At 63.7% G+C, this 12627-nt stretch carries 12 protein-coding genes; 8 read left to right on the forward strand and 4 right to left on the reverse strand.

Translation table 11 applies throughout. The features are described 5' to 3' along the window. Nucleotides 1-5 precede the first annotated feature (5 nt). A complete protein-coding gene (gene hemB / locus DUGA2_RS23895; protein WP_070271935.1) occupies nucleotides 6-1022 on the reverse strand; it encodes a porphobilinogen synthase in 1017 nt (338 codons plus the stop codon). A 26-nt stretch (nucleotides 1023-1048) separates the two neighbouring features. Further along, a complete protein-coding gene (gene yihA / locus DUGA2_RS23900; RefSeq protein ID WP_070271936.1) occupies nucleotides 1049-1777 on the reverse strand; it encodes a ribosome biogenesis GTP-binding protein YihA/YsxC in 729 nt (242 codons plus the stop codon). Nucleotides 1778-1914: 137 nt separating this feature from the next. On the opposite strand from yihA, the gene DUGA2_RS23905 reads away from it, so the two are divergent. The 6 genes from DUGA2_RS23905 to DUGA2_RS23930 all read left to right on the forward strand — a co-directional run bounded on the left by DUGA2_RS23905 (nucleotide 1915) and on the right by DUGA2_RS23930 (nucleotide 8695). Then, nucleotides 1915-2595, forward strand: a complete 681-nt coding sequence (locus DUGA2_RS23905; protein ID WP_070271937.1) for a cytochrome c — start codon at nucleotides 1915-1917, stop codon at nucleotides 2593-2595. Between the two features lie 123 nt (nucleotides 2596-2718). Further along, on the forward strand, nucleotides 2719-4812 hold the full coding sequence (locus DUGA2_RS23910) for a cytochrome c biogenesis protein ResB (RefSeq protein ID WP_070271938.1): 2094 nt from the start codon (nucleotides 2719-2721) through the stop codon (nucleotides 4810-4812). 25 nt (nucleotides 4813-4837) lie between these two features. After that, the gene (gene ccsB, locus DUGA2_RS23915) at nucleotides 4838-5992 is read left to right on the forward strand and encodes a c-type cytochrome biogenesis protein CcsB (RefSeq protein WP_070272034.1); all 1155 of its coding nucleotides are present in this window, start codon (nucleotides 4838-4840) and stop codon (nucleotides 5990-5992) included. Nucleotides 5993-6084: 92 nt separating this feature from the next. Next, on the forward strand, nucleotides 6085-7062 hold the full coding sequence (gene msrP / locus DUGA2_RS23920; protein ID WP_070271939.1) for a protein-methionine-sulfoxide reductase catalytic subunit MsrP: 978 nt from the start codon (nucleotides 6085-6087) through the stop codon (nucleotides 7060-7062). Nucleotides 7063-7066: 4 nt separating this feature from the next. Beyond that, nucleotides 7067-7690, forward strand: coding sequence for a sulfite oxidase heme-binding subunit YedZ (locus DUGA2_RS23925; RefSeq protein ID WP_070271940.1), 624 nt, complete (start codon nucleotides 7067-7069; stop codon nucleotides 7688-7690). A 54-nt stretch (nucleotides 7691-7744) separates the two neighbouring features. Beyond that, a complete protein-coding gene (locus DUGA2_RS23930; protein WP_070271941.1) occupies nucleotides 7745-8695 on the forward strand; it encodes an Rpn family recombination-promoting nuclease/putative transposase in 951 nt (316 codons plus the stop codon). 51 nt (nucleotides 8696-8746) lie between these two features. Here the strand turns inward: DUGA2_RS23930 and lysA are convergent, their stop codons facing one another. Together lysA and DUGA2_RS35030 are read right to left on the reverse strand one after the other, a co-directional pair. Beyond that, the gene (gene lysA, locus DUGA2_RS23935) at nucleotides 8747-10024 is read right to left on the reverse strand and encodes a diaminopimelate decarboxylase (protein WP_070271942.1); all 1278 of its coding nucleotides are present in this window, start codon (nucleotides 10022-10024) and stop codon (nucleotides 8747-8749) included. Nucleotides 10025-10028: 4 nt separating this feature from the next. Continuing rightward, on the reverse strand, nucleotides 10029-10229 hold the full coding sequence (locus DUGA2_RS35030) for a lipoprotein (protein ID WP_141753363.1): 201 nt from the start codon (nucleotides 10227-10229) through the stop codon (nucleotides 10029-10031). Between the two features lie 39 nt (nucleotides 10230-10268). On the opposite strand from DUGA2_RS35030, the gene cyaY reads away from it, so the two are divergent. Then, complete coding sequence (gene cyaY, locus DUGA2_RS23940) at nucleotides 10269-10598, forward strand: iron donor protein CyaY (RefSeq protein WP_070271943.1); 330 nt, start codon at nucleotides 10269-10271, stop codon at nucleotides 10596-10598. A gap of 64 nt (nucleotides 10599-10662) precedes the next feature. Beyond that, the gene (locus DUGA2_RS23945) at nucleotides 10663-12621 is read left to right on the forward strand and encodes an acyltransferase family protein (RefSeq protein WP_168167820.1); all 1959 of its coding nucleotides are present in this window, start codon (nucleotides 10663-10665) and stop codon (nucleotides 12619-12621) included. Nucleotides 12622-12627: the final 6 nt, after the last annotated feature.

Consider the following 12627-nt stretch of genomic DNA (forward strand, 5'->3'; position numbering starts at 1 on the left):
AAGGGTTATTTTTGCGCCTTCAGCAGGCGGGCGACGTCGAGGGCGAAGTAGGTCAGCACGCCGTCGGCGCCGGCGCGCTTGAAGGCCAGCATGGCTTCCATCATCACCTTGTCGTGGTCGAGCCAGCCGTTTTGCGCGGCCGCCTTGATCATCGCGTACTCGCCGCTGACCTGGTAGGCAAAGGTCGGCACCTTGAACTCGTCCTTGACGCGGCGCACGATGTCCAGGTAGGGCATGCCCGGCTTGACCATCACCATGTCCGCGCCTTCGGCCAGGTCCAGGCCCACTTCGCGCAAGGCTTCATCGCTGTTGGCCGGGTCCATCTGGTAAGTGTTCTTGTCGCCCTTGCCGAGGTTCTTGGCCGAGCCCACGGCGTCGCGGAACGGGCCGTAGAACGCCGACGCATACTTGGCCGAGTACGCCATGATGCGGGTGTGGATGAAACCGTTCTCTTCCAGCGCGGCGCGCACCGCGCCGATGCGGCCATCCATCATGTCCGACGGCGCCACCACGTCGACGCCGGCCTCGGCCTGGCACAAGGCCTGGCGCACCAGCATGTCGGTGGTGACGTCGTTGATCACGTAGCCGTTTTCATCGATCAGGCCGTCCTGGCCGTGGCTGGTGTACGGATCCAGCGCGACGTCGGTCAGGATGCCCAGCTGCGGGAAGGCTTGCTTCAGCGCCCGCACCGCGCGCGGCACCAGGCCGTCCGGATTGGTCGCCTCGACGCCGTCCGGCGTCTTCTTGGCGGCGTCGATCACCGGGAACAGCGCCAGCACCGGTATGCCCAGTTCCACGCATTCCTGCGCCACCTTCAGCAGCAGATCCACCGACACCCGCTCCACGCCCGGCATCGACAGCACCGGCTCGCGCTGCTGCGTGCCTTCCAGGATAAACACCGGGTAGATCAAGTCCGAGGCCGTGACGTTGTTTTCACGCATCAATGCGCGCGAAAACGGATCGCGCCGCATGCGGCGCATGCGGATGGCGGGGAATTGGGCGGAAACGTGTGGATTGTGCATCGCGGATCTTTCCTGAGTCTGTGGGGTTATTGCTCGTCGGGCTCGGCGTCGTCTTCCATCTCGATCAGATCGACCTGGGCCGCCGCTTCGTCGTCGGTGACGCCGGCCAGTTCCAGGATCTTGTCGTTGGCTTCGTCGATGCCGATGCGCTTGAGCGCGGAGAACAGTTGCACGGTGAAGGGGAAACCTTCGCCGTCTTCGTCGACATAGCTGTCCAGCTTGGCTTTCGCCTGGCGCAGCACATTGACCGATTCATTGCGGTTCAATTTGTCAACCTTGGTCAGAATGCAATGGATGGGCTTGCCGGTCGGGGCGAACCATTCCAGCATCTGGACGTCGAGTTCCGTGAAGGGGCGGCGCGAATCCATGATCAAGATCAAGGCCGCCAATTGTTCGCGGCGCTGGACGTAGTCGCCCAGCAGGCGCTGCCAGTGCAATTTGGCCGAGCCGGACACTTCGGCGTAGCCGTAGCCCGGCAAGTCGACCAGCAGGCACTCGATCTCGTCGACGATGGTCGGATCCTTGCGGTGCTGCGCGACGTGCGCGCCGCCGATCGAGAAGTAGTTGATGTGCTGGGTACGGCCAGGGGTCTTGGACGCGAACGCCAAGCCTTTCTGGTTGCACAGGATGTTGATGGCGGTCGATTTGCCGGCGTTGGAGCGACCTGCAAAGGCGATTTCCGGCACTTGCGTGTCGGGGAGGTCGCGCAATTGGTTGACGGTCGTAAAGAAGCGGGCTTGCCAGAGTTTGGACATGGGATGGGGGAAAATGCAACAAAAGGGAGCAAATATGCTGGAAAGCTATTGTACAATGAGTGGTTACGAAGTGTTGCCATAGCCTCTAGCGTCTAGCCTGCGGCATACGTTCGACAAACTTTTTTGAGGGTGCTTGAATGAATCGTGCGTTTTCACCGTTTGTAAAATCCCTGTTGGTCGCCGTGCTGGCTGTTGCGGGTACCGCATCGGCCAACGAAGAAAAAAAACCGGCCCACGCCGAAGCCGCCGCACCCAAGGTCGATGCGGCCAAGGGCGGCACGCTGTTTGAAACGGGTGACAACGCACGCGGCCTGCCGGCCTGCGTCTCCTGCCACGGCGCCGGCGGCAATTCGACCATCGCGGTCAACCCCAAGCTGGCCGGCCAGCACGAGGGCTATCTTTACAAGCAACTGGTGAACTTTACGGCGCCGGATCGGAATCAAGCCGTCATGACGACCTACGCCAAGATGCTGACCGACGAAGAAAAGCACAACATCTCGGCCTGGCTGGCCGCCCAGGCGCAAAAGCCGGGCGCAGCCAAGAACAAGGACACCGTCGAACTGGGCAAGAAGATTTATCGCGGCGGCATCGCCGAGAAAAACGTGCCTGCCTGCGCCAGCTGCCACGGCGCGGCCGGCGCCGGCATTCCGGTGCAGTATCCACGCATCGGCGGCCAGCACCAGGACTACACGGTAGCCCAGCTGGGCCTGTTCAAGGCGGGCGGCCGCAAGAACAGCGCGCAGATGAGCACCATCGCCATGCGCATGTCGGACGAGGAAATGAAAGCCGTGGCCGATTACGTCGCCGGCTTGAAATAAAACACGACACCGCGCCCCCGGGTTGCGGTGCATTTGATAGTGCATAGAGGGCGGCAGCGTAAGCGGGCTGCCCTTTTTGTTGATATGCTGCCCGCAGCGTACATTTTTTGAGACAGTCCCAGCATGAGCAGCAGCCCCAGCACCACCGGCATCGAACTCAAGACCCGCCGCCCCGTCGTCGGCGAAATCGTCGAACTGATTTCCTCCATGCGCTTCGCCATCGCGCTGCTGGCGATGATCGCGATCGCCGCCATCGTCGGCACCGTGATGAAGCAGGGCGAGGCGACCAACAACTACATCAACCAGTTCGGGCCGTTCTGGTTCGAAGTGTTCGGCAAGCTGGGCCTGTACGCCGTGTACTCGGCCTGGTGGTTCCTGCTCTTGATGACCGCGCTGGTGACGTCGACCTCGCTGTGCATCGTGCGCAACGCGCCCAAGATGCTCAAGGACATGCGCAGCTGGCGCGAGAACGTGCGCGAGAATTCGCTGCTCAACTTCCACCACAAGATGCAATGGCGTTCGCCGCTGGCGCGCGCCGCGCTGGCGCAGCAGACCGCCGCCCGCCTGGCCGACGCCGGCTACAAGGTCAAGCTGGTCGACAAGGACCACGGCACGCTGGTGGCCGCCAAGCAGGGCGCGGCCAACAAGTTCGGCTACATCTTCGCGCACTCGGCCATCGTGGTCATCTGCATCGGCGGCCTGCTCGATTCGGACGTGCCGATCCGCCTGCAGGAATGGTTCCTCGGCAAGGTGCCGTTCAGCGGCAGCGGCTTGATCTCGGCGGTGCCGGCGCAGAGCCGCCTCGGCCTGGGCAACCCCACTTTCCGCGGCAACACCATGATCCCGGAAGGCCAGTCCAGCGAAAGCGCCATCATCACCCGTCCCGACGGCGTGCTGATCCAGGACCTGCCGTTCACCATCAACCTGAAGAAATTCACCATCGACTTCTACAGCACCGGCATGCCCAAGCTGTTCGCCAGCGAAGTCGAGGTGCGCGACCACGCCAGCGGCGAGGTGGTCAAGGCCGTCATCGAAGTCAACAAACCCTTGCTGTACAAGGGCCTGGCGATCTACCAGTCCAGCTTTGACGATGGCGGCAGCAAGCTCAAGCTCACCGGCTACCCGATGCGCGGCGGCGCCACCACCACCTTCGATATCAGCGGCGAAGTGGGCGGCAGCACGGCGATGGGCGAGGCCTACACCGTCGAATGGTCGGGCTTCCGTCCCTTCAACGTCGAGAACCTGGCGGCCTCGCAAGACCCGCGCGCCGTCGCCAAGGGCAAGACCCTGGAAGAGCAGTTCGCCAACTCGCTCGACAAGCACACCGGCTCGGCCGGCCGCAACGCCAACAACAAGGACTTGAAGAACGTCGGCCCCAGCGTGACCTACAAGCTGCGCGACAAGACCGGCCAGGCGCGCGAATACCAGAACTATATGCAGCCGGTGACGGTCGACGGCGCCACGGTGTTCCTGGCCGGCATGCGCGTCAACCCGTCCGACCAGTTCAGCTTCCTGCGCATCCCGGCCGACGACGGCCACAGCGTGACCGAATGGATGCGCCTGCGTGCCGCGCTCGGCGACCCCGGCCTGCGCGCCGCCGCCGCCAAGCGCTACGCCGAGCGCGCCACGCCGCAATCGAACAACACCGATGCGCTGCGCGTGCAGCTGCAAGCGTCGGCCGACAAGAGCCTGAGCATCTTCGCCGGCAACGACAAGGCGGCCGGCTTCGTCGCCATCTCGCAGTTCCTGGAAAAAATCCCGGCCGCCGAGCAGGAAAAGGCGGCCGACGTCTTCATGAAGATCCTCAACGGCAGCCTGTGGGACTTGTGGCAGGCCGCGCGCGAGAAGGATGGCCTGGCCCCGGTCAGCGCCGACGAGCAGCACGCCCGCTTCCTGCAACTGGCCACCAACGCGCTGTCGGACGCCTTCTTCTACGGCGCCCCGGTCTACCTGCAACTGGACGATTTCACCCAGGTGCAGGCCTCGGTGTTCCAGGTCACGCGCTCGCCGGGCAAGAACGTGGTCTACCTGGGCTGTGTGTTCCTGGTGCTGGGTGTATTCTCGATGTTCTATATCCGCGAGCGCCGCCTGTGGGTCTGGATCAAGGATGACGCCAGCGGCGCCGAGGCGCTGATGGCCATGAGTACCCAGCGCAAAACGCTGGATTTCGAACGCGAGTTTGAAACTTTGAAAGAAAAGCTGCCGCAATCGGCGTAAGCTATAGCGGCCACGGAGATAAATGATGGAACTGACGCAATCGACCCAAACCTATACCCAGGCGCCCGGCTACTTCAAGCGCCTGAACGCGTTCGACTGGCTGTTCGCGCTGGCGCTGCTGGCGGGCTCGCTTTACGGCCTGAGCACCTATGGCCACTACATGGACATCTACGAGAAGGGCATCCTGCTGGCGGCCGCGCCGGCGTTTGCCGCGCTGGGCTGGCACTGGAAGCCGGCGCGCTGGCTGATGCCGCTGGTGGCCCTGCTGTCGCTGGGCGCGATCGCCATGTATGCGGGCGAGCTGGACAACGGCACCAAGAAATTCTGGCTGCGCATGATGCTCTCCAGCCAGTCCGCGATCCTGTGGATGAGCGTGATGTTCTGCCTGTCGACCCTGTTCTACGTGATCGGCCTGGCGACCCGTTCCGGTTCCGCCTCCAGCATCGGCTCCAAGCTGTGCTGGGCCGCCGTGGTGCTGGGCCTGACCGGCATGATGGTGCGCTGGTACGAGTCCTACCTGATCGGCGCCGACGTCGGCCACATCCCGGTGTCGAATCTGTATGAAGTGTTTATCTTGTTTTCGCTGATCACCGCGATGTTCTACCTGTACTTCGAACAGCGCTACGCCACGCGCCAGCTGGGCGCCTTCGTCACCCTGGTGATCACCGCCGCGATCGGCTTCCTGTTCTGGTACACCACCTCGCGCGACGCCGCCGACATCCAGCCGCTGCTGCCGGCGCTGCAAAGCTGGTGGATGAAGATCCACGTGCCGGCCAACTTCATTGGCTACGGCAACTTTGCCCTGGCCGCCATGGTGGCGGCGGCCTATCTGCTGAAGACCTCGGGCTATCTGGCCGACCGTCTGCCGTCGGAAGAGGTGCTGGACGATGTCATGTACAAGGCCATTTCGGCCGGCTTCGCCTTCTTCACCATCGCCACCATCCTCGGCGCGCTGTGGGCGGCGGAGGCGTGGGGCGGCTACTGGTCGTGGGATCCGAAGGAGACCTGGGCGCTGATCGTCTGGCTGAACTACGCGGCCTGGCTGCACATGCGCCTGATGACGGGCTTGCGCGGCCGTCCGGCGGCCTGGTGGGCGCTGGTGGGCCTGCTGGTGACGACTTTCGCCTTCCTGGGCGTGAATATGTTCCTGTCCGGCCTGCACTCGTACGGCAAGTTGTAAACGCGATGTTATAAACGGCCGGCGAAGATTGGTGTAAGGTTCAGGCTACTGGGGCGACCAAGTCTCAACCTTGCACTTTCTTTGGAGTCAGCATGCTGATCAAGCGTAGCCCCAACGGCATCGAGTTGCCGTTTTCATCAGAAATCACCTCGCGCGAAGTGTACGAGTCGCGCCGCAAGTTCATCAAGCAGATCGCCGCCGGCGCCATCGGCAGCGCCGCGCTGCTGGAGATGGCCAACCGTGAAGCTTTCGCGCAGGGCATCAATCCCAAGCTGGCCGCCAAGCTCAACCCGTCCTACTCGGCGCTCGACAAGCAGACGCCCTACAAGGACGCCACCAGCTACAACAACTACTACGAATTCGGCACCGACAAGAGCGAACCAGCCATGTACGCCGGCACGCTGAAGACGCGTCCGTGGACGGTGTCCATCGAGGGCGAGGTGAAGAAACCTATGGTGCTGGACATCGACGCGCTGCTGAAGCTGGCGCCGCTGGAAGAGCGCGTCTACCGCCTGCGCTGCGTCGAGGGCTGGTCGATGGTGATACCGTGGATCGGTTATTCGTTCTCCGAGATCATCAAGAAGGTCGAGCCGACCGGCAACGCCAAGTATGTGGAGTTCGTCACGCTGGCGGACAAGAAGCAGATGCCGGGCGTGGGCAGCCGCGTGCTGCAATGGCCGTACACCGAAGGCTTGCGCATCGACGAAGCCAACCATCCGCTGGCCTTGCTCACGCTGGGCATGTACGGCGAAACGCTGGCCAACCAGAACGGCGCCCCGGTGCGCATGGTGCTGCCGTGGAAGTATGGCTTCAAGTCGGCCAAGTCCATCGTCAAGATCCGCTTCGTCAAGGAGCAGCCGCGCACCTCGTGGAATCTGTCGGCGCCCAATGAGTACGGTTTCTATTCGAATGTGAATCCCGAGGTGGACCACCCGCGCTGGTCGCAGGCGTCCGAGCGCCGCATCGGCGAGGACGGCTTCCTGGCCCGCAAGCGTAAGACGTTGATGTTCAACGGCTATGCAGATGTCGCGCCGTTGTATGCGGGCATGGACCTGAAGAAGTTCTTCTGATCGTATGGCGTTTAATCCTACCCCGCGCCAGGCCGGGCTGATCAAGGCCGCCATCTTCGTGCTGGCCCTGGTGCCGCTGGCGCGCATGGTCTACCTGACCTTGACCGGGCAACTGGTCGAGCCGTTGGAATTCATCACGCGCGGCACCGGCGACTGGACCTTGTACTTCCTGTGCTTCACTTTGGCGGTGACGCCGCTGCGCCGGCTCAGCAAATGGAACTGGCTGATCAAGCTGCGCCGCATGCTGGGGCTGTACATGTTCTTCTACGGCTTGCTGCACTTCATGACCTTCCTGTGGTTCGATCATTTCTTCGATGTGCAGGAGATGTGGAAGGACGTGCTGAAGCGGCCGTTCATCACGGTGGGTTTCATTGCGTTTGTGCTGTTGCTGCCGTTGGCGGCGACCAGCACCAACGCCATGGTCAAGCGGCTGGGCGGCAAACGTTGGCAGTGGCTGCATCGCCTGGTGTACGTGATCGCACCGCTGGCCATCCTGCACTTCTGGTGGATGAAGGCGGGCAAGCACAACTTCACGCAGCCGATCATTTTCGGTGTGATCCTGGGGGGGCTGCTGCTAATGCGCGTGTACTGGGCGCGCAGCAAGGCGGTGGCGGCAGCGGCACGCTAGCGCCGCTTTGAGCGCGCCCAACAGCGGCGCGCTGCACCTCGCTACACTGAGCCGATGGCCAGCGAGGACGACACCGCATACAAGCAACTGTTCGCGCACCCCGAAATGGTGCGCGACTTGCTGCTGGGCTTCGTGCCGGGCGAGTGGGTACGCCAGTTGGACTTGGCCAGCCTGGAGCGCGTCAACGGCAGCTACGTTAGCGATGGCGGCGTTCAGCGCCACAGCGACATGGTCTGGCGCGTGCGCCTGGCCGGCGAGTGGATCTATATCTATCTGCTGCTTGAATTCCAGTCCCGCTGCGATCCGTGGATGGCCCTGCGCATGCAGGTCTACATTGGCTTGCTTTACCAGGATCTGATCAAGCGCCAAGAACTGCCTAAGCCGGGCAGGTTGCCGCCGATATTTCCTGTAGTGTTGTACAGCGGAGCCAAGCCATGGCGAGCCAGCCTGAACTTGGCTGATCTTGTTATTGCCGTGCCACCAGACCTCCAGCATTTGCAAGCTTCTCAACAGTATCTGTTGATGGACCAGTCCCGGCTATCTGAAGCTGAGCTTGCTGATGTTAACAATTTCGTCGCTATGGCATTTCGTGTCGAACGCCTGCAAACTGGCGCAGATATTGTCGAAGAGCTTGAAAGGTGGTCGCGCTTGCCGAAATTTGACGCCAACCCGCCGATACTGCCGCTGTTGAGCCGCTGGGGCGCGCGTCGTTTGCAGGGTTTTGCGCGGGAGCGTATTATCGATTTCGATCACGTAGTTAAGGAGGCTCGGACTATGACTGCTCCTGTCATCAACAGTTTTGCCGATGCTTGGCGTTATGAGGCCGAACTTTATGTGCATCGCGAACTGCTCAAGAAGCTGCTTGTTAAACGTTTTGGCACGCTTTCGCGAAAGTTTAATAAGCGGATCGAATGGGCGGAAATGGACGATCTGGATCTCTGGTATGACCGCATTTTTGATGCGCGAAGTATTCAGGATATTTTTGCCGACGGGCAGCCCGCATGAAAAAAGCCGCCGGCGGTGAGGCGGGCGGCTTTTGCTTGTGGGCTGAACGGCTTACTTGATCAGCGCTTCCAGCGCATACAGATCGGCCGGGTTCTCGCGCTGGCGCACCACATGGCACACCTCGCCGTCGACGATGATTTCCGCCGCGCGGCCGCGCGTGTTGTAGTTGGACGCCATCGTCATGCCGTACGCGCCGGCGCTGTGCATCACCAGCAGGTCGCCGGCTTCCACCGCCAGCTCGCGGTCGCGCGCCAGCCAGTCGCCCGATTCGCAGATCGGCCCCACCACGTCGTACGTCAACGCGCCAGCCTTGCCCTGCACCACGGGCTGCATGTCCATCCACGCCTGGTACAGCGCCGGACGCGCCATGTCGTTCATCGCCGCATCGACCACGCAGAAATTCTTCTCCTCGCCGTGCTTGATGAACTCCACCTTGGTCAGCAGCACGCCGGTGTCGCCGACGATCGAACGGCCCGGCTCGAAGATCACCTTGATCGGCTTGCCGTCGTAGCGCGCCGCGCGCCAGGCGTCGATCCTGGCGAACAGCCGGCCCAGGTAGTCGCCCACCGGCACCGGCGGCGCTTCGCCCGCCTCGCCGTAATTGATGCCGATGCCGCCGCCGATGTCCAGGTGGTGCAGCACGATGCCTTCCTCGCCCAGCTTGTCGATCAGCTCGATCAGGCGGTCCAGCGCCTCCAGCAGCGGCGCGTCGTCCAGCAGCTGCGAGCCGATGTGGCAGTCGATGCCGGCCACTTCCAGGTGCGGCAGCCTGGCGGCCGCGCGGTAGGTGTCCAGCGCATCGTCGAAGGCCACGCCGAACTTGTTGGCCTTCAGGCCGGTGGCGATGTACGGGTGGGTCTTGGCGTCGACGTTGGGGTTGACGCGCAGCGAGACGCGCGCGGTCTTGCCCATGGCGCCGGCCACTTCGTTCAGGCGGTGCAGCTCGGGGATCGATTCGACGTTGAAGCACAGGATGTCGTGCGACAGCGCCAGGCGCATTTCATCGACGCTCTTGCCGACGCCGGAGAAGATCACCTTGCGTGGATCGCCGCCCGCCGCCAGCACGCGCAGCAGCTCGCCGCCGGAGACGATGTCGAAGCCGGCGCCCTGGCGGGCCAGCAGGTCGAGGATGGCCAGGTTGGAATTGGCCTTCATCGCGTAGCAGACCAGCGCGTCGCGGCCAGCGCAGGCGTCGGCGTAGGAAGCGTAGTTGGCCAGCAGCTGCGCCTTCGAGTACACATAGGTCGGGGTGCCGAACTGCGCGGCGATGGCGGCAAGCGACGCGCCTTCGGCGTGCAGCACGCCGTCTTGATAACTGAATTGGGACATAAACTTATTGTTGGGAAGCGGGAGGAGTGGACGGAATAGGGGCGCTGGCCGGAGCCACGCCCGGACGTGGCGCGTCGCTGCTCGTGACAGGCTTGGCCGGTGGCGCCTTGGGCAGGTACAGCGGGCCGGGTTGGCCGCAACCGCTCAACAAGGTGGTCAGGCACAAGGTTGTTGTGCCGATAAATAAACGGAAAGTGGACTTCACGATAAAATCATGGATTAAGTATAGATATTGGAGTGTAGCATGGGCGAATCAGAATTCCTGGCGCAGGCCGAGGCCACCCTCACCGCCATCGAGGGCGCGCTGGACCGTTTGAACGATGAGGACATGCTCGACGTCGAGTGCAGCCGCAGCGGCAATGTGCTGGAAATCGAATTTATCGACAATGGTTCCAAGATCATCGTCAACAGCCAGGCGGCGATGCAGGAACTGTGGGTGGCTTCCCGCTCCGGCGGCTACCACTACAAGCAAAAGGACGGCAAGTGGCTCAATACCCGCGACGGTAGCGAGCTGTTCCATTCCCTGTCCGAGATGGTCAGCGCCCAGGGCGGCAGTCCGGTGGCACTCGGCTGAGTCCGGCAGGCCGGTGATACCGGTGGAGTAAAATTGGCAGCCTGTCTATTTTACTGTGCCGCCAGTGAATCGCGACCTGAGACCTGAGCATCTGGAGTGCCGCCCGGATATCGATGGCCTGCGTGCCGTCGCCGTGCTGTGCATCGTCGTCTTCCACGCCTTTCCCGAGGTGCTCAAGGGCGGCTTCATTGGCGTCGACATCTTCTTCGTCATCTCCGGCTTCCTCATCAGCAGCATCATCGGCCGCCAGCTGGAGCGCGGCCATTTCAGCTTTGCCGATTTCTACGGCCGCCGCGTGCGGCGCATCTTCCCCGCGCTGCTGCTGGTGCTGGCGGCCTGCTGCGCGGCCGGCTGGTGGATCATGCTGCCCGGCGAGTATCGACAGCTGGGCAAGCATATGGCCGGCGGCGCCGGCTTCGTCGCCAACTACGTACTGTGGGGCGAGAGCGGCTATTTCGACAGCGCCGCCCACGGCAAGCCGCTGCTGCACCTGTGGTCGCTTGGCGTGGAGGAGCAGTTCTACATCGTCTGGCCGGCGCTGCTGTGGCTGGCGTCGCGGCGCGGCATCAGCCCGCTGGCGGTGTCCGTGGCGCTGGCGCTGGCGTCCTTCGGCCTGAACCTCGCCGCCGTGCAGGGCGACGCCGCGCGCGCCTTCTATGCGCCGCAGACGCGCTTCTGGCAGATACTGGCCGGTTCGGTGCTGGCCTCGCTGCCGGAGGGCGCGGAGGGCTCGGCGGGCGCCCTGCGCGGCTGGCTGGCGCCGCTGGGCGCGGGCCTGATCCTGGCCGGGCTGGCGTGCATCACCGAGGCGCGCGCCATTCCCGGCTGGTGGGCGCTGCTGCCCACGCTGGGCGCGGCCCTGACCATCGCGGCCGGCGGCCAGGCCTGGTTCAACCGGGCGCTGCTGTCCAACCGCGCGCTGGGCTGGATAGGGCGCATCAGCTTCCCGCTGTACCTGTGGCACTGGCCGCTGCTGGTGTTTGCCGGCCTGGCCGGACGCGGCGCGCCGTCGGCGGCGTTGCGCGTCGGCGCGGTGGCGGCCGCCTTTGTGCTGGCCTCGCTCACCTACCTGCTGCTGGAACAGCCGATCCGCGGCGGCGGCCGGCAGCGCCTCAAGAGCGTGGCGCTGGTGCTGCTGATGGCGGCGGTGGGCGGCATCGGCTATGGCATCTTCCGGGGCGAGGGGCTGGCCTTCCGCATGCGGGAGCGCCAGGCCTACACCGAGTATTTTGAAAACAGTCCGGCCCACTGGCGCTTCTTTCTGCGCGTCGGCATACCCGACAAATACCACCTGGAATGCGAGTTCTTCGATATCGCCAAATACCGCGCCGGCCGCGCCGACATGGTGCCGCGCCCGGCCATCGCCGAGAGCTGCTACCGGCGCGATCCGGCCCGGCCCCATGCCGTGCTGCTGTGGGGCGATTCGCATGTCGAACAGCTGTCCTTCGGCATCCGCCAGCACCTGCCGGCCGGCTGGCAGGTGTTGCAGGTGGCCAGCTCCGGCTGCCCTCCAAGGCCGGACGCGAGCGAGCCATCCATTGTCAACCATTGTGAACGCAGCAACTGGTTCGCGCTGCAGACCATCGCCGAGGCCCGTCCGGACGTGGTGGTGGTGGCGCAGAACCTGGGCCACACGCTGCAGGGCATGCGGCGGATCGCCGCCCGGCTGCGGGGCCTGGGCGTGCCCAGGGTGGTGTTCACCGGCCCCGTTCCGCACTGGACCGAGGAGTTGCCCAAGCTGATGGCGACCGAGCTGTGGTTGACCAAGCCGCGCCGCACCTTCCACGGCGTGGACCGCGAGCTGATGGCGCACAACGCGGCGCTGCAAGCCGGCTTCCCGAGGGGCGGCGATGCGGTGTTCGTCAATGTGATGGATTTCTTCTGCAACCAGGACGGTTGCCTGACCTATCTGGGCGATGACCCCAGGAGCGGCATCACGACCTTCGATGCCAGTCATCTGATGCCGCAGGCGTCGGACTTGCTGGCCCGGGACTTGCTGTCCCGGGCGATCACCGGCAATTGAGGCGCC

It is taken from the genome of Duganella sp. HH101 (assembly GCF_001758795.1).
GTDB lineage: Bacteria > Pseudomonadota > Gammaproteobacteria > Burkholderiales > Burkholderiaceae_D > Rugamonas > Rugamonas rivuli.